The 15,812-nt window shown below is 46.1% G+C and carries 16 protein-coding genes; all 16 read left to right on the forward strand.

Annotation, left to right across the window (positions count from 1 at the left end; translation table 11 throughout):
- Positions 1-226 precede the first annotated feature (226 nt).
- Positions 227-688 (forward strand): ribosome maturation factor RimP, encoded by a 462-nt coding sequence (gene rimP / locus ACWGXJ_RS10315; protein WP_061829440.1) that lies wholly within the window; start codon positions 227-229, stop codon positions 686-688.
- A gap of 102 nt (positions 689-790) precedes the next feature.
- On the forward strand, positions 791-1,888 hold the full coding sequence (gene nusA / locus ACWGXJ_RS10320; protein ID WP_013309927.1) for a transcription termination factor NusA: 1,098 nt from the start codon (positions 791-793) through the stop codon (positions 1,886-1,888).
- Between the two features lie 23 nt (positions 1,889-1,911).
- Positions 1,912-2,220, forward strand: coding sequence for an RNase P modulator RnpM (rnpM, locus tag ACWGXJ_RS10325; RefSeq protein ID WP_007430067.1), 309 nt, complete (start codon positions 1,912-1,914; stop codon positions 2,218-2,220).
- On the forward strand, positions 2,213-2,536 hold the full coding sequence (locus ACWGXJ_RS10330; protein ID WP_025720915.1) for a L7Ae/L30e/S12e/Gadd45 family ribosomal protein: 324 nt from the start codon (positions 2,213-2,215) through the stop codon (positions 2,534-2,536). Before rnpM ends, ACWGXJ_RS10330 begins: the two co-directional genes overlap by 8 nt.
- The gene (gene infB / locus ACWGXJ_RS10335; protein ID WP_061829439.1) at positions 2,529-5,084 is read left to right on the forward strand and encodes a translation initiation factor IF-2; all 2,556 of its coding nucleotides are present in this window, start codon (positions 2,529-2,531) and stop codon (positions 5,082-5,084) included. The genes ACWGXJ_RS10330 and infB overlap by 8 nt, the downstream gene beginning before the upstream one ends.
- A gap of 20 nt (positions 5,085-5,104) precedes the next feature.
- Positions 5,105-5,455: a 30S ribosome-binding factor RbfA gene (rbfA, locus tag ACWGXJ_RS10340; RefSeq protein ID WP_010346342.1), complete on the forward strand. Its 351-nt coding sequence runs from the start codon at positions 5,105-5,107 to the stop codon at positions 5,453-5,455.
- A 51-nt stretch (positions 5,456-5,506) separates the two neighbouring features.
- Positions 5,507-6,484, forward strand: a complete 978-nt coding sequence (locus tag ACWGXJ_RS10345; protein ID WP_250261601.1) for a DHH family phosphoesterase — start codon at positions 5,507-5,509, stop codon at positions 6,482-6,484.
- Complete coding sequence (gene truB, locus ACWGXJ_RS10350; RefSeq protein ID WP_452566678.1) at positions 6,481-7,416, forward strand: tRNA pseudouridine(55) synthase TruB; 936 nt, start codon at positions 6,481-6,483, stop codon at positions 7,414-7,416. Before ACWGXJ_RS10345 ends, truB begins: the two co-directional genes overlap by 4 nt.
- A gap of 58 nt (positions 7,417-7,474) precedes the next feature.
- Entirely contained in the window at positions 7,475-8,413 is a 939-nt protein-coding gene (locus tag ACWGXJ_RS10355) for a bifunctional riboflavin kinase/FAD synthetase (RefSeq protein ID WP_452566679.1), read from the forward strand.
- 132 nt (positions 8,414-8,545) lie between these two features.
- Entirely contained in the window at positions 8,546-8,815 is a 270-nt protein-coding gene (rpsO, locus tag ACWGXJ_RS10360) for a 30S ribosomal protein S15 (protein ID WP_007430074.1), read from the forward strand.
- Positions 8,816-9,029: 214 nt separating this feature from the next.
- Positions 9,030-11,132, forward strand: coding sequence for a polyribonucleotide nucleotidyltransferase (pnp, locus tag ACWGXJ_RS10365; protein WP_250261597.1), 2,103 nt, complete (start codon positions 9,030-9,032; stop codon positions 11,130-11,132).
- Positions 11,133-11,362: 230 nt separating this feature from the next.
- Positions 11,363-12,367 (forward strand): polysaccharide deacetylase family protein, encoded by a 1,005-nt coding sequence (locus tag ACWGXJ_RS10370; RefSeq protein ID WP_452566680.1) that lies wholly within the window; start codon positions 11,363-11,365, stop codon positions 12,365-12,367.
- A gap of 66 nt (positions 12,368-12,433) precedes the next feature.
- Positions 12,434-13,699: a M16 family metallopeptidase gene (locus tag ACWGXJ_RS10375; protein WP_061829434.1), complete on the forward strand. Its 1,266-nt coding sequence runs from the start codon at positions 12,434-12,436 to the stop codon at positions 13,697-13,699.
- The gene (dut, locus tag ACWGXJ_RS10380) at positions 13,677-14,123 is read left to right on the forward strand and encodes a dUTP diphosphatase (RefSeq protein ID WP_013309936.1); all 447 of its coding nucleotides are present in this window, start codon (positions 13,677-13,679) and stop codon (positions 14,121-14,123) included. The genes ACWGXJ_RS10375 and dut overlap by 23 nt, the downstream gene beginning before the upstream one ends.
- Positions 14,124-14,307: 184 nt before the next feature.
- Complete coding sequence (dpsA, locus tag ACWGXJ_RS10385; protein ID WP_061829433.1) at positions 14,308-15,207, forward strand: dipicolinate synthase subunit DpsA; 900 nt, start codon at positions 14,308-14,310, stop codon at positions 15,205-15,207.
- Positions 15,204-15,797 (forward strand): dipicolinate synthase subunit B, encoded by a 594-nt coding sequence (locus ACWGXJ_RS10390; protein WP_250261594.1) that lies wholly within the window; start codon positions 15,204-15,206, stop codon positions 15,795-15,797. The genes dpsA and ACWGXJ_RS10390 overlap by 4 nt, the downstream gene beginning before the upstream one ends.
- The last annotated feature ends 15 nt before the right edge of the window (positions 15,798-15,812 follow it).

Below are 15,812 nucleotides of genomic sequence, written 5' to 3' on the forward strand. Positions count from 1 at the left end.
TGCTAAAAGAGTGGGGAAACCCACTCTTTACTGTTTGATATACAGTTACAACGTGAAAAAGGTTATTTTTGGGCACGAAACCGGTACGCCGGTTTATTTGCAGTGAGCCCGAAATGAACATTACATCAAATGAAAATGAAAAAGCCGGTGATGGAGAAGCATTGTCCATGGTAATAGGGCGTCTTTTTTTCACCACAGGAAAGTTCACTTTTGGAGGTTATAATCTTTGAGCACACCAAAGATCAAATCAGTAGTAGAAGAAATGGCCCAACCTTTCCTCGATGAGCATGGTTTTGAACTGGTCGATGTCGAGTATGTCAAAGAGGGCAGCAATTGGTTTCTTCGCGTTTTTGTGGACAAAGACGGAGGAATTGATCTGGACGACTGCAGTATGATCAGTGAATATCTGGGTCAAAAGTTGGATGAAAATGACCCTGTTTCTACAGCATATTTTCTGGAAGTGTCTTCACCAGGCGCCGAAAGACCGCTGAAAAAAGCGGAGGACGTTACTAAAGCGGTAGGCAAAAACGTATTCGTTACTACATACGAGCCGATCAATGGCCTGAAGGAATTCGAAGGTCGTTTGCTTTCTTTTGAAGACGGGGAACTCACCGTTCAAAGCGGACAAAAGAAGCATGCCATACCTTATGACAAGGTAGCTGGTGCAAGGCTCGCGATCATATTTTAATTCAGATTTGACTGTTGCTGTTTGACATGTACTACATGTTTTTTTTGCCTCGTGTGCCGACCAGTACGCAGGTGCATCATTTGAAAGGGGGAGCAGTAATCCATGAGTATGGATTTTATTGAAGCAATGAACGAGTTGGAAAGAGAAAAGGGGATCAGCAAGGATGTGCTGTTTGAGGCCATTGAAGCAGCCTTGATTTCCAGTTACAAACGGAATTTCAACACCGCACAAAACGTGCGTGTTGATATGAACCGCAACTCGGGAGTCATTAAGGTATATGCCCGCAAGTTGATCGTTGAGGAGGTATTGGATCCTCGCACCGAGATTTCGTTGCCTGCGGCCCGTGAGATTAACCCGCATTTTCAGTTGGAAGATATCGCTGAAATCGAAGTCACACCACGTGATTTTGGACGGATTGCTGCACAAACTGCGAAGCAAGTCGTGACCCAGCGTATCCGCGAAGCGGAACGGGGACTGATCTACAACAAGTTTGTGGACAAGGAAGAAGATATTGTAACAGGAACTGTACAGCGCCAAGACCCGCGTAACATTTATATTGATCTTGGTAAGGTGGAAGCGGTTCTCCCGTTAGGTGAATTGATGCCTAATGAGAAATTTAGCCATCTGGATCGAATCAAGGCTTATATTACCAAAGTAGAAAACACAACCAAAGGACCGCAAATTATGCTGTCCCGATCACATCCGGGTCTGCTTAAGCGTTTGTTCGAACTCGAAGTGCCTGAAATTTTTGATGGTGTTGTAGAGATTCGTTCCGTAGCGCGTGAAGCAGGCTTCCGTTCTAAAATCGCGGTTCATTCCCGTAACGCCGAGGTTGACCCGGTTGGCTCTTGTGTGGGTCCTAGAGGAACACGTGTACAGACTATTGTAAATGAGCTGCGTGGCGAAAAAATCGACATTGTACGTTATTCCGATAATGTTGATGAATACGTGGCTAATGCGCTGAGTCCATCCAAGGTGCTCGAAGTGCAAGTATTTGAAGAAGAGAAAATGGCGCGTGTTATTGTGCCTGATTATCAGCTTTCTCTTGCTATTGGTATCAAAGGGCAAAATGCTCGCCTTGCTGCTAAGCTTACGGGCTGGAAAATTGATATTAAGAGTGAAACACAGGCGGAGGAAGAACTCGGCAGACCGAGAACATCCACCGATGAAATGCATCAGGATTCCGTTTCTGTAGATTAAGCGGAGTGTAGGGGGGTTAATGCATGAAACAGAGAAAGATACCTTTGCGCAAATGTGTGGCCTGTCATGAAATGATGCCAAAGAAGCAGTTGATCCGTGTCGTCAAAACCCCTGAAGACGAAGTGTTGATTGACTTGACTGGCAAAAAGTCGGGACGCGGCGCTTACTTGTGCGGCAAAGCCGCCTGCTTCAAGCTGGCTCAAAAGAGCAAGGCACTGGATCGAGCATTGAAGCACTCGGTTCATCCTGATATTTATGAGCAGCTAAGTCGTGATTTTGCTGCCGTCGAGGAAGAATTCCTGGCGGCACAAGGCAGCGTGCAGGATGAATAAGGCGCTGTCTGGATTGGGTCTTGCCATGAGAGCTGGCAAGCTGCTAACAGGTGATGAGATCGTTTTTAAAGCGATCAGGTCTTCAGAAGCCAAGCTGGTCATTCTTGCGAAAGATGCTTCAATGAATACTCAAAAGAAATTCCGCGACAAATGCGGGACGTACAAAATCCCCTTATTGATAGGATTTGACCGGGAAAGCTTGGGAAGCAGTATCGGCAAACCTGAACGGGTTGTGCTGGCTGTGACGGATCAAGGATTCGCGAAATTGATCAAGAAACATGCGGGGATAATGTCGGAGGTGGAGTATATTGAGTAAACAAGAAAGCAAAGACAAAGTGCGGGTATACGAATACGCCAAATCGTTGAACATGAGCAGCAAAGAAATTATCACCATTCTTAAACGGCTGGATATTCCCGTGAACAACCATATGAGCGTCATGGAACATGATGCCGTAGGTAAAGTGGAAAGTTTTTTTAAGAATATTAAATCCAATGCTGCGGCCAAGCAAGGCGGAGCAGGTACGGCGCAAGTAAGCTCGAATCAGGCCGGTTCAAGCCAGAATAGTAATCATTCAACTGAGCAAACCAAAAATCAACAGGAAAAGCAGGTAAGTATGAATAGGACAAACAACAACCAAAACAGTAACCGAAGCAGCGCTCCTAAAGCGCAAAGCAGTCAGCAGGGCGGTCAAAACCGCAGTCAACAAAGTACTAGCAGACCCACTGGTCAGCAAAGTACACAAAACCGCAGTAATGGTCAACAACAGGGAGGACAACAGCGTCCTAGTGGCAACACAGGTTCACGTCCTCAAGGTAACCAAAGCACTAACTCACGCCCTCAGGGAAGTAGTCAGGGTGGTACGGCTGTAAGAACATCATCCTCCACAGGTAGCAACAATGCGAACCGTAGTGGTGGCAACCGTACAGGCAGTAACTCCAACAACGGTGGTAACCGTTCCGGTCAAGGACGTTTTGACGATAACCGTCAAGGCGGCGGACGTGGTGGTAACGGTGGTCGTGGAGGCAATAATCGCGGTGGTAGTAATCGTGGCGGGAAATTTAACAATCGTGGTAAAGGTCAACAACAGGAACGTCGCGAGAAAATCGACAACACGCCTAAGAAAATTATTGTGCGTGGTGAGATGACCGTAGGCGAAACAGCCAAGCTTCTTCATAAGGATGCGTCAGAAGTTATCAAAAAGCTGATTATGCTCGGAACGATGGCGACCATTAACCAGGAATTGGATATGGATACCATCCTCTTGCTTGCCGGAGACTTTGGCGTCGAGGTAGAAGTGAAAATTCCGGTCGAAGAAGATCGTTTTGAAACCGTGGAAGAGAATGATGATCCTGCAGATCTGAGAACACGTCCACCAGTTGTAACGATTATGGGTCACGTCGATCATGGTAAAACAACTTTGCTGGATGCCATTCGCTCGACTAATGTAACCGGTGGCGAAGCTGGCGGTATTACACAGCATATTGGTGCATACCAAGTTGAAATTAATAGCAAAAAAATCACTTTCCTGGATACACCGGGTCACGAAGCCTTTACCGCTATGCGTGCACGTGGTGCTCAAGTGACAGATATGACGATTATCGTGGTTGCAGCTGACGACGGTGTTATGCCACAGACGGTCGAAGCTATTAACCATGCGAAGGCAGCAGGTCTGCCAATTATCGTAGCTGTGAACAAGATCGACAAACCGGATGCCAACCCGGATAAAGTGAAGCAAGAACTCACTGAATATGAATTGGTACCTGAAGAGTGGGGCGGCGATACGATTTTCGTCAACGTTTCCGCGAAACAAAGAATGGGTCTGGAAGACCTGCTCGAAATGATTCTGCTCGTAGCTGAAGTGAATGAGTACAAAGCGAACCCGAACAAACGGGCACGTGGTACCATCATCGAGGCAGAACTGGATAAAGGCCGCGGTTCTGTAGCCCGTATCCTCGTTCAGAACGGTACACTGAAAGTCGGCGATGCTTTCGTAGCGGGTAACTGCTTCGGACGTGTGCGTGCTATGGTCAACGATAAAGGTCGTCGTCTTAAGGAAGCGGGTCCTTCCACTCCAGTTGAAATTACTGGTTTGACAGAAGTTCCACTTGCTGGCGATCCATTCATGGTGTTTGAGGATGAGCGCAAAGCTCGTGCTATTGCTGACAGACGTGCGATCACGCAACGCCAATCTGACCTGGGCAGTAATACCCGTGTAACACTGGATGACCTGTTCCAACACATCAAGGATGGCGAAATGAAGGATCTGAACGTCATTATTAAAGGTGACGTACAAGGTTCCGTCGAGGCGTTGAAAGGTTCCTTGAACAAGATTGAAGTCGAAGGTGTGCGCGTTAAAATTCTTCACAGTGGTGCAGGAGCAATCACCGAATCCGATATTATTTTGGCCGCAGCTTCCAATGCTATTGTCATTGGTTTTAATGTTCGTCCGGATAACCAGGCGAAATCTACAGCGGAAGCTGAAAAAGTGGACATTCGTCTACACCGTGTCATTTACAATGTCATTGAAGAAATAGAGCAAGCCATGAAGGGCATGCTGGATCCTGAATATAAAGAAAATGTGATTGGGCATGCTGAAGTACGTAACGTATTCAAAGTTACTAAAGTCGGTACGATCGCTGGTTGTATGGTGACATCCGGTAAAATTACCCGTTCAGCAGAAGCACGCCTGATTCGTGATGGCATCGTCATTTTTGAAGGTAAAATCGACTCACTGAAACGCTTTAAGGACGACGCAAAAGAAGTTGCCCAAGGTTACGAATGCGGTATTACCCTTGATGGCTATAATGATGTTAAGGAACTCGACATTATTGAAGCGTTCGTCATGGAAACAGTGGAGCGCTAACGGCAGAGAGGTGAGCATCCATGGCTAAAATACGTACAGGTCGGGTTGGCGAGCAGATCAAGAAGGAGCTAAGCCAACTCATACAGACTGAATTAAAAGACCCCCGCATCGGTTTTATCACCGTAACGGGTGTCGATCTTACAAATGATTTGTCCCAAGCGAAAATATACTTGAGCGTGCTCGGGGATGAAGAACAAAAAAATTCTTCCCTGAAAGCATTGGACAAAGCGAACGGTTATCTTCGTTCTGAACTCGGCAAACGGATACGGCTACGCCATATTCCTGAGTTGATTTTCAAAATTGACGAATCTATTGCTTACGGCAGTCGAATTGAAAAACTGCTGAGTGATATCGACAAGGATGAAAAATAAAACTTTTAGTTTGTCTGAAGGAACCATGAACTGAATGTAAAGGAGAAGGCAATGCATACCTATGAACAGGCGCTTCAACAAGCGAAGGAATTTATTCTGGAGCATGATGATTACCTGATCGTATCGCATGTACAGCCGGACGGAGACGCAGTCAGCTCCACCGTAACGGTGGGCTGGCTTCTCTCATGTCTGGGGAAGAAATTTACCATGCTGAATGAGGGGCCTATTCCCAAACGTATGGATTTTTTATGGCATGCCGATGAGATTATGGATATGAGCCAGCAACCGCCAGAACGGAAATACAATCGGATCATTTGTGTAGATTGTGCGGATTACCGTCGTGTTGGTTTGACAGAGCAATTTTTTTCGGAAGATGCCATTATCCTGAATATTGATCATCATCCAACCAATGATGCTTACGGTACAGTTAATGTGATTAAGTCGGATGCTGCGGCAACAGCAGAAATTCTTTTTGATCTACTGAAAGAGTTTGCAGTAACCTGGGATGTCGAAATAGCAACGGCTTTATATACAGGGTTGCTAACGGATACAGGTGGTTTCCGTTACTCCAACACTTCACCGAAAGTGATGTCTACTGTGTCACAGCTACTTGCTTACGGTGTAGATGGTCCATCTTTATCCGAGAAATTGCTCGAGGAAATGACCTTTCCACAAATGAAGGTGCTAACAAAAGCATTGCAAACGCTCACGATGTCGGAGGATGGGAAAGTCGCTTGGGTCGTTGTAACCCCTGACGACATGACGGATTGTGGGGCTGTAAATGAGGACTTAGAAGGCATCGTGAATTATCCAAGAAATATTCGTGGAGTTGAAGTAGGCATTTTCTTTAAGGTTATTAATGATCAAGCAGTCAAGGCCAGCTTGAGATCGGCAGGGAATGTTGATGTAGCTGCGCTGGCTCAATCATTTGGGGGCGGTGGACATGTGCGTGCGGCTGGCTGCCGGCTAGAGGGTAAGCTGGGAGATATCATTGAGACAGTAGTAGGGCGGGTGAAGTCTGAGCTATGAACCCAATAAAAAAGGAACAGGCAACTTGGGAAGGCATTCTACCTGTCTATAAACCTGCTGGATTTACCTCTCATGATGTGGTGGCCAAGGCTCGCCGTTTATTAGGTATGAAGAGAATCGGACACACTGGAACGCTTGATCCGCAGGTAACCGGTGTTTTGCCCTTGTGTCTGGGACGTGCTACCCGTGTGGTGGAATACATGCAGGAGCGGCCCAAGGAATATCAGGCTACACTGCGATTAGGAATTGCCACGGATACCGAAGACCTGACTGGGAAAATCACGGAAGAGAGTGAACGTCCCGTAGAGGTGACGGAAGTGGAAGTCAAAGCGGTTCTGAAGCGTTTTGTTGGTACGATTTCCCAAGTACCTCCAATGTACTCCGCTCTAAAAGTGGACGGCAAACGTCTATATGAACTGGCTCGAGAAGGCAAAACCGTGGAGCGCAAAAGTCGTGAAGTGAGCATTTACGAGTTGGAAATGACGGGATTCGCGGAGACGGGGGTGTATGTGGATATTTCTTTTCGTGCCTTATGCTCCAAAGGTACTTATATCCGTACACTATGTGTTGATATTGGTCGTGAATTAGGATATCCTTCCACGATGGTCAAGCTGGAGCGAACCATGTCTGCGGGAATTCCTGCGGAACGTTGTCTGACTTTCGAAGAAATAGAGCGTTTCGTTGCGGATGGCAGTCTTGGAGAGCGACTTATTACAATAGATCAGGCGATTGACTATATGCCTGAGCATATAGTGGCTGAAGCCAAGGTAACTGCGGCTCTGCAAGGCCAACGCCTGTCGCTGAATATGATTTCACCACCTGTGACGGACAATCAGCCCTTCCGTTTGTATAAAGAGGATAAAACGTTTTTAGGCATATATGGTCGGGATGAATCAGACGCGATCGCTCCCATTAAAGTTTTTTTACCTTGAATTGTGCTATAATTTTGACGAAGTTAGTCAAATGATGTGAAATGCAGGTGAATTAATAATGATTACCGTATCGTTATCTTATCCATTGAGTGATGAGCTTTTGCAGCAATGGGGACGTCCACAGGTCACGGCGATCGGTCAGTTTGATGGTCTTCATCTGGGACACGCAAGCGTGATACGTAAGGCCGTTGCGCTGGCTCGTGAACAGCAGGTGCCGGTATCTGTCATGACATTTCATCCTCACCCGAAGGAAGTCATGAAAAAAGGCGATTATGAAGGTTATTTAACACCGCTTGCGGACAAGCAGACTATTCTGGCTGATATGGGTGTGGACGTACTTTATATTTTGAGTTTTAACGAAGAATTTTCCAAGGTCAGCCCTGAGGCGTTTATGAGCGACGTGCTGCTTCCATTGCACATTCGAACAGCGGTAGTAGGCTTTGATTTTCGGTTTGGCCACCGGGGAGCCGGGCATGAGGATACACTTCGGAAGCTGGGAGGAGAGCTGATGTCGGTGCACACCGTACCACCGTTCGAACTGGATGGGGACAAGGTGAGCAGCTCTGGCATTCGCCGTGCTTTACAGACCGGGGATCTAGCAGATGCCTCTCGCTGGTTGGGACGTCCTTATCGTATCCAGGGTACTGTAATGGATGGAGAGAAGCGCGGACGTACGATCGGTTTTCCGACCGCTAATCTCAAACTGGATGACACTTACGTGATTCCGATTAAGGGTGTGTACGCTGTACGGGCGCTTGTAGGCGATCGTTGGATAAACGGTGTAATGAATGTAGGGGTTAAGCCTACTTTTCATGAAGGTGTGCTGAATCCGTCGTTTGAGGTACATTTATTTGATTTTAATCAGCAAATTTATGGAGAGTCTGTTCTTGTGGAGCTTCACCACTATATCCGCCCTGAACGCAAATTCTCTTCGGTGGATGAGCTGATCAGCCAAATTGGCAATGACGCACAAACGGCTAAAAAGCTGTTAGGCTAATTTATTTACATAAGACAGGCGCTGTGTTATACTGACTTATGTTGTGTAAACAACGATGAACCTTAGCTTGGTTGTCCGCTTTCACCGGCGGCTACGAGGCTAATGGCGATTATAATGAAGGAGGTGAACAGGATGGCATTGACTCAAGAGCGTAAACAGCAATTGATCGAGGAGTACAAAACTCATGAATCCGATACAGGATCACCAGAGGTACAAATCGCTATCCTTACTGAAAACATCGTCAACTTGCAAAGTCACTTTCGTTCGCACAAGAAAGACCATCACTCCCGCCGCGGGTTGTTGAAAATGGTCGGTCAGCGTCGTAAACTTTTGGCTTACCTGAAGAAGACTGATGTTAAACGTTACAGTGCGTTGATCGAGCGTCTCGGACTGCGTCGTTAATTTTCAGACATGTAATGAGAAAAGAAGCCTGGTTGTTCACCGCTTGTCCCTGCTAAGGCGACGGCGGACAGCAGCCGGGTTCTTTTTTGAAATGAGGAATCTTTTTTTGAATTACATATCCTGATTTGTCTGCTAGCTTCTTATGAATAAGACCTGCGCAGGAAATACTGGATATGTATAGAACTTTTACAATGAAATGAAATGGAGGGATACCATGGAGCAACGCGTAGAAATGCAGCTCGGCGGAAGAAAGCTGGTGTTGGAAACAGGACGTCTTGCGAAACAAGCCAATGCGGCAGTTAAAGTGAGCTACGGAGAAACAGTTGTGCTTTGTACCGTGACCGCTTCCCGTGAACCGAAAGATTTGGACTTTTTTCCACTGACCGTAAACTATGAGGAAAGATTGTATGCTGTGGGGAAAATTCCTGGCGGATTTATTAAACGTGAAGGACGTCCGAGTCAAAAAGCGATTTTGTCCAGCCGTTTGACAGACCGTCCAATTCGCCCATTGTTCCCGGAAGGTTTCCGGAATGATGTACAGGTGTTGAATCTGGTTATGAGTGTCGATCAGGATTGCGAACCTGAAATTGCAGCAATGATCGGAACCTCGGCAGCACTTAGCATTTCGGATGTGCCTTTTAATGGGCCAATCGGTGGAGTCGCTGTAGGACGTGTAGACGGGCAATTTGTGATTAACCCGGATATTGCACAGCAGAATGCAAGCGATCTGTACCTGGTTGTAGCCGGAACGAAAGATGCCATCATGATGGTAGAAGCCGAAGGCAATGAGATTCCAGAGGAAGTTATGCTGGAAGCTATTATGTTCGGTCATGATGAGATTAAGAATATTGTGGCAGTTATTGAACAATTGGTGCAAGTAGCAGGTAAAGAGAAAATGCAGGTTAAACTGCATGCTGTTGATGAAAAAGTGAACAGTGAAGTACGTGCTTATGCAGCTGAACGTTTAATGCAAGCTGTTAAAATTGCAGAAAAACATGCCCGTCAAGAGGCAATTGATGCAGTCAACGAAGAGACAGTTGCCCATTTTGAAGCACAATACATAGAGACACCTGAGCTTTTGAGTGACGTCAGCGAAGTTCTCTATGATATCGTTAAGGAAGAAGTACGTCGTCTGATCACGCATGATAAAGTGCGTCCTGATGGTCGTAAGCTTGACGAAATTCGTCCGATTGAAAGCGATACTAGCATTTTGCCGCGTACTCATGGTTCGGGCTTATTTACACGCGGTCAAACGCAAGCACTTAGCATTTGTACACTTGGTGCATTGGGTGATGTACAAATTTTGGACGGTATTGATCTGGAAGAAACAAAACGCTTCATGCATCATTACAATTTCCCGCCATTCAGCGTAGGTGAGGCTCGTCCTTTGCGTGCGCCAGGTCGTCGTGAAATCGGACATGGTGCTCTTGGTGAGCGTGCGCTTTCCAAAGTAATTCCTTCCGAAACTGAATTTCCATACACCATCCGTCTGGTTTCCGAGGTACTGGAATCGAATGGTTCGACTTCACAAGCTAGTATTTGTGCAAGTACACTGGCTATGATGGATGCAGGTGTACCGATTAAAGCTCCGGTTGCAGGTGTAGCCATGGGATTGATCAAGGATGGAGACCATGTTTCCGTATTGACTGATATCCAAGGTATGGAAGACCACCTGGGCGATATGGACTTTAAAGTTGCTGGTACCGCGGAAGGCGTAACTGCCATTCAAATGGATATTAAAATTAACGGTATTGACCGCCAGATTTTACAGGATGCGCTCAAGCAAGCTAAAGAAGGACGTTTGTTCATTCTTAGCAAAATGATGGAAGCGATCCAGAAGCCGCGTGAGCAGTTGTCTCCGTATGCTCCAAAAATTATGACGATGCACATTAACCCGGACAAAATCCGTGATGTTATTGGGGCTGGTGGTAAAATCATCAACAAAATCATCGAAGAAACCGGCGTGAAAATCGATATTGAACAAGATGGTCGTGTGTTCATCGCTTCCACAAATCAAGAGATGAATGAAAAAGCACGTTCGATTATTGAGGGTATCGTAAAGGAAGTCGTGGTCGGTGAGATTTACATCGGTACAGTAAAACGGATTGAGAAATTCGGTGCATTTGTTGAAATTTTACCGGGCAAAGATGGTCTGGTTCATATTTCTCAACTGTCTACTGAGCGTGTAGCCAAAGTTGAAGATGTAATTGCTATTGGGGATACAATTACGGTGAAAGTAACCGAAATTGATCAACAAGGTCGTGTCAATCTGTCCCGTAAGGCTGTTCTGACTGCAGAAGCACCTGCAAAATCCTAGGTATCTGTATGTTGCAGACTAGAAAGGCAGGAGTAGCTTTTCGTATTAACAGTACAAGGGATTTGAATAGCATTGTTTAAGCTTTTGGAAAGAGGCAGAGCTACGTTTCTGGCTCTTTTTTCATACATATGCACAAGCTGCACCCAAGTGAGCTTCTAGAGCTTGCTACGTCATAGTTCTTGTCCTCGCCGCATACAATGTGGACAAACGGGCGGGGGGATGAAGGAATTATGAGTAGGGCAAAACGAGCAGTGTGGGTGGTAGCCAGTTTAGCCATCACACTTGTAATCGGGCAGTTTAGTGGGGTTCGTGACTACGCTAGTCAATTACGCAATGGAGACGTTACAGGGGTTAAAGAGCCAGAAGCTGTAACCACGATGACGATAGCAGCTTTGCCCGACAATGCGCTTATGCAGCGACTAAGAACAGAAGCAGCACGTCAGCGGCGGGAACCAGTTGATGCCAAGATCGACAGGGTATGGAAGGCTATTCCAGGCTATAACGGACTGGAGGTGGATTTGGATGCTACCTATCGCAAAGCGATTGCATCTCCAGATCGACCCATTCAATATGTATATCGACAATTGGCACCTAAAATACATTTAAATCAGCTTGGTAATGTTCCAATTTACAGGGGGAATCCCGAAAAGCCGATGGTATCTTTCATGATCAATGTAGCATGGGGGAATGAATTTATCCTGCCGATACTGAACACGCTGGATCAGGAACAGGTCAAGGCTACATTTTTTCTTGATGGAAGTTGGTTGAAAAAAAATCCTGATCTCGCCAAGGAGATTCAAAAAAGAGGGCATGAGCTTTCGAACCATGCATACTCTCATCCGAATATGAGCCGTCTGAGTCGGGCCAGAGCCACACAAGAAATTGAAAAGACTCAAGTGCTTCTTCAAGAAACTTTGGGTATCAAAAATAACTGGTTTGCCCCTCCATCGGGTGATTTTAATCAGCAAACGGTGGATATAGCAGCAGAACGTGGGCTCAAAACAGTGTTGTGGACATTGGACACTGTAGATTGGAGACATCCGTCACCGGAATCGGTGATTAACAAAATCAGTAGTAAGGTTGAATCAGGCTCCCTGATATTGATGCATCCAACAGATTCCTCAGCGGCTGCTCTCAAAGGCATGATTCATGCTATTCGTAGTAAGGGACTTGTGCTCGGAACTGTCAGTCAGACACTTTCCCCTGATCGGCAACTACCTGCTCCGGTTGAGTGAACGTCTTTTTTCTGTTAGGATTGAACATTATGGCTAAGTATGCAATTCAGTTTAGGAGGGCCAATCGTGGAAAGAATTCAACTTAAAAACGGCCTAAGAGTGGTCATTGAAAAAATTCCAACCGTACGTTCAGTTTCTTTCGGTATCTGGGTTAAAACTGGCTCCCGGAATGAAACGCCGGACAATAGCGGTATTTCTCATTTTATCGAACACATGCTTTTCAAAGGAACAGAGCGTTTTAACGCTAAGGAGATCGCTGAGCAATTCGATGCCATCGGAGGAAATGTTAATGCTTTCACTTCGAAGGAATATACATGCTATTATGCCAAAGTATTGGATGAGCATCTACCGATCGCAGTTGATGTGCTGTCTGATATGTTTTTTAATTCCAAACTAGATCAGGAAGAATTGGCAAAAGAGAAGAATGTGATTTTGGAGGAAATCTCCATGTACGAGGATACACCGGATGATATGGTGCACGATCTTGTATCTCGCGCGGCCTATGGTGAACATCCACTGGCTTATCCGATTCTCGGAACCGAAGATCACCTGCTTGCTATGGATAGCTCACACCTCAGTCATTATATGAAGGAGCATTATACAATCGACAATACAGTTATCAGTGTGGCTGGTAATGTTGACGATCGCTTGGTAGAATTGTTGGAGCGACATTTTGGACATTTTGATAATCATGGAACCGTCTCGCCGCTGACAGTACCTGTGTTTAACGGTGAGCTGTTGTATCATGAGAAAGCAACGGAGCAAAATCATATTTGTTTATCCCTGCCTGGATTTGCAGCGGGTGACGAGCTCCAGTATGCTATGGTTTTGCTGAATAACGCGATCGGCGGCGGCATGAGTTCACGTTTGTTTCAAGAAATTCGGGAAAAGCGTGGACTGGCTTATTCGGTTTATTCCTATCATAGCTCCCATGCGGACAGTGGGTTGTTCACGATCTATGCAGGTACGGCTCCTAAGCAAACAAAGGACGTGCTGGATTTGACGCTGGAGCTTTTACGAGATGTGGCTGTCAACGGTTTGGACGCTAATGAGCTTCGTAAAGGTAAGGAGCAATTAAAAGGAAGTTTGATTTTAAGCCTTGAAAGTACAGGTAGCCGGATGAATCGGCTTGGAAAAAATGAATTAATGCTCGGTCAGCATTATACGCTGGATCAAATGATCGAACATATCGAGCAAGTGACGGCAAATGATGTGAACAAAGTGCTGGATCGGATGTTCTCGGAGCCGTTTGCCCTGTCGATGGTGGGAGCGAGTGATTCAGCGGTAAAGGATATGAGGAGGGACTATTTTGTTAACTTACGTGGAAATTAACAGACTTGCGGGCAATGAAGATATTGAGCTGCCCCGCAAAATGTCAGAGCTTGCATCAGGGTTTGACTTGTATGCAGCAGTACAGGAAAATCTGGTACTGGAACCCGGCAAACGTTGCCTCGTTCCCACTGGATTTGCAATAGCTATGCCAGCGGGATTGGAGGCACAAATCCGTCCGCGAAGTGGACTGGCTCTTAAGCATGGTATTACCTGTCTCAATACACCGGGAACGATTGATGCGGATTATCGTGGGGAGATCAAAGTACTTCTTATTAATTTGGGGGAAGAATCGTTCACGATTACGCGCAATGAGCGAATTGCACAAATGGTATTTCAGGTTGTACCTGAGGTAGAGCTGAAACAAGTAGACCAATTATCTGAAACAGTGCGGGGTGCTGGAGGCTTTGGCCATACAGGACGCTGAGCTATGGTTGGTTTGCAATGTAAGAATGTCTTTTTTGTAAAAGCTTCAAATTTACTTGCTTAAGAGTAAGTATGCATATAAAGGTCGCCTCATCAAGGGGCGGCTTTTTTTTGTGTTTTTTCACCCCTCTCCGGGCACTCGCATAGACTAAAAGCATATCGTGTCTCGGAAAGGAGTGATCCGGATGCTAACAGGAATACGCGTCGTTGTTTTGGGTGGCGATGCGAGGCAGCTTGAGGTAATCCGCAAATGTGTGGACATGGATGCTACCGTCAGTGTGGTCGGTTTTGACAAGCTTGAAGTACCACTCAAAGGAGTGACACTAGAACCAATGTCTGTCAAGCTGCTGGAATCGTCAGACGCACTGATTTTGCCGGTGGTGGGATGCGATGAGGAAGGCAACGTAAATGCACTTTTCGGAGCACAGAAGCTCCAGTTTCTGAATGAACATGCTGCTGCTCTTCCACCGCATTGCGTTGTATATACAGGGATGGCGCGGACGTACTTAAAAGAAATTTGTACCAGACATGAGTTAAAGCTGGTAGAGCTGCTGGAGAGAGATGATGTGGCCATATACAACTCTATACCTACGGCCGAAGGCGCACTGATGATGGCCATTCAGCATACTGATTTTACGATTCACGGTGCAGATTGTATGGTTCTAGGCATGGGACGGACTGGATTTACCATGGCAAGGGCACTACAGGGGTTGGGAGCCAGAGTGAAGGTTGGAGTACGGCGGGCAGAGGATGCAGCAAGAGCCGTGGAAATGGGTTGGAAGCCTTTTATGACAAGGGATTTGTCGCATGAGACAAAGGGAGTTGACTTGATTTTTAATACGATACCCTCTATGATTATCACAGCGCAAATCCTGTCTAAATTGCCATTGAGCACCGTGATTATAGATCTTGCTTCCGCCCCAGGCGGATGTGATTTCCGTTATGCGGAAAAGCGTGGAATCAAGGCTATGCTTGCCCCTGGTCTTCCCGGTATAGTTGCTCCCAAAACTGCTGGTGCCATTATAGCGAATACGCTGGTGCAGTTGTTAATGGAAGATAATCCTGATCGGGGGGATGCACAATGAGTTGGCAAGGGAAAACAGTAGGTTATGCAATTACAGGCTCACATTGCACATTTGAAGAGGTAATGCCTGTTATACAGCGCTTTGTTGATGAGGGTGCGAAGGTCGTTCCTATTATATCCAATACAGTACTAACAACGGATACTCGCTTTGGTACTTCGCAAAGTTGGCAAAAACAGTTGAAAGATATAACAGGGAATGATATCATTTCTACAATTGTCGAGGCTGAGCCACTGGGTCCCTCCCAAATACTCGATGTGCTGGTGATTGCACCTTTGACGGGGAATTCGATGAGTAAATTAGCGAATGCAATGACAGACAGTCCAGTTTTGATGGCTGCCAAGGCGCAATTGCGCAACGGTCGTCCACTTCTTTTAGCTATATCTACTAATGATGGACTGGGTCTAAATGCTGCCAATATCGCCAAATTACTCGTAGCCAAAAATATCTTTTTTGTGCCGTTCGGACAGGACAATCCAGTTAAAAAGCCGAACTCGCTTGTAGCTAACATGGAGTTGATTCCGGAGGCTGCTTATGAAGCATTGCAGGGCAAACAGCTTCAGCCGATGATTGTGGAACGCAAGACCCTATGAAGTATTATAGTTAAC

It is taken from the genome of Paenibacillus sp. S33 (assembly GCF_053615415.1).